Raw genomic sequence first — 1,662 nt, 5'->3', positions numbered from 1 at the left:
TCCGCCAAAGAACCGATTTTCGCCGAGCTGTAGATCCCCGACAGATACACCACCGAGAGCAATCCGACAAATACCTGATCGAGGTTGTACGGCGCCGCCAGCAAGCGGTAGCCGATGTAGTTGAACAGCGTGACAAACGCGCCCATCAGCACAAACGCTTCAAGAAACAGTAGCGGCAGGCCGGCGTCGCGAAAGTGCATGGTGAAGCCGTCGAGCAGGCTGCGCGGGTGCAGCGAGCGAGCGCGGAAGTTGCGCGACTCCGGGAGGATCTTCCAGAACACCGCCGCTGCGATCAGCGCCAGACCGCCGATCACCAGCATCGCCGTGTGCCAGCTGACGAAGTCGATCAGCACGCCGGTGATCAAGCGTCCGCTCATCCCGCCGATCGCGTTGCCGCCGATGTACAAACCCATTGCCAGGCCGATGTGCTGTGGATGGATTTCTTCGCTCAGATAGGTCATCGCCACCGCTGCCAGGCCGCTCAATGACAGGCCGATCAATGCGCGCATGATCAGCACGCCTTGCCAGCTCGGCATCATCGAACTGGCGATGGTGCACAACGCGGCAGCGAACAGTGCCGCGACCATCACCGGTTTACGGCCGATGCGGTCGGAAATCGGCCCGGTGATCAGCAGACCGAAGGCCAACATGCCGGTCGCCACCGAGAGGATCAGGCTGCTCTGCGCCGCGTTGATCCCGTATTCGTGGGACAGCAGCGGCATCATCGGTTGCACGCAATAGAGCAGCGCGAACGTCGCAAAGCCGCCACAGAATAGTGCCAGCACCGTGCGCATGAAGGCCGGCGTGCCTTTTTCGATGTAGATCTCCTGCAGCTCGGCGAGGGCATCGTCGTCGGCTGCGGGCGGGATTTCGTGGGCAAGGGGCGCGACAGCAGTTTTCACTTCAGACCTCGGAAAGCACAGCCGGGCAGGCAATGAAAAAATCATATAGCTGGCTAATGTTTCTATCCAATATATTGTTCGACCTGTTTGATAGCTTCAGCGACCTAATGGTAATCCTATGGAACTGCGTCATCTGCGTTACTTCATCGCCGTCGCCGAAGAACTGCATTTTGGCCGGGCCGCACAGGTGCTGGGCATCTCCCAGCCACCGCTGAGCCAGCAGATTCAGGCGCTGGAGCAACAGCTCGGCGCGCGATTGTTCGAGCGCACCAATCGTCGGGTCGAGTTGAGCGAGGCCGGTCGCCTGTTTTTGCAGGAGGCGCGGCTGGTGCTGGCACAAGTCGGCAAGGCAGCGGACGTCGCCCGCCGTGCGCAACTTGGCGAGCTGGGCGAGTTGAAGATTGGCTTCACCTCGTCTGCACCGTTCAACTCGACCATTCCGCAGGCGATTTTTTCCTTTCGTCAGCGCTTTCCGGCGGTGCATCTGAATCTGCGCGAAATGAGCAGCACCATGGTCGCCGATGCCTTGGTGGACGAGTCGATCGAGGTGGGCATCATGCGCCCGCTCGGATTGCCGGATTCACTGAGTGTTGTGGAGTTGATGCGCGAGCCATTGGTGGCGGTGCTCAGTTCCAAGCATCCGTTGGCCCAAGGCAGCGACGAAGGCCTGTTTCTCTCGGCGCTGGCGCTGGAACCGTTCGTGTTTTTTCCGCGCAGTTATGGCAGCGGGCTCTATGCACAACTGCTCAGTCTGGCCCGT

General features: G+C 60.3%; 2 protein-coding genes. One reads left to right on the top strand and one right to left on the bottom strand.

All coding sequences use genetic code 11. From position 1 onward, the window contains the following. Window positions 1-902 (bottom strand): MFS transporter (locus OQK_RS08790; RefSeq protein ID WP_038860779.1); only part of this gene is annotated, 902 nt, incomplete at its 3' end. A gap of 118 nt (window positions 903-1,020) precedes the next feature. On the opposite strand from OQK_RS08790, the gene OQK_RS08785 reads away from it, so the two are divergent. Next, a partial coding sequence (locus OQK_RS08785; protein WP_038860777.1) for a LysR family transcriptional regulator occupies window positions 1,021-1,662 on the top strand: 642 nt, incomplete at its 3' end.

It is taken from the genome of Pseudomonas sp. R62, assembly GCF_000257605.1.
Classification (GTDB): Bacteria; Pseudomonadota; Gammaproteobacteria; order Pseudomonadales; family Pseudomonadaceae; genus Aquipseudomonas; species Aquipseudomonas atacamensis.
The sequence above is the reverse complement of the archived record's forward strand: the minus strand, read 5'-3'. Positions and strand labels throughout refer to the sequence as shown.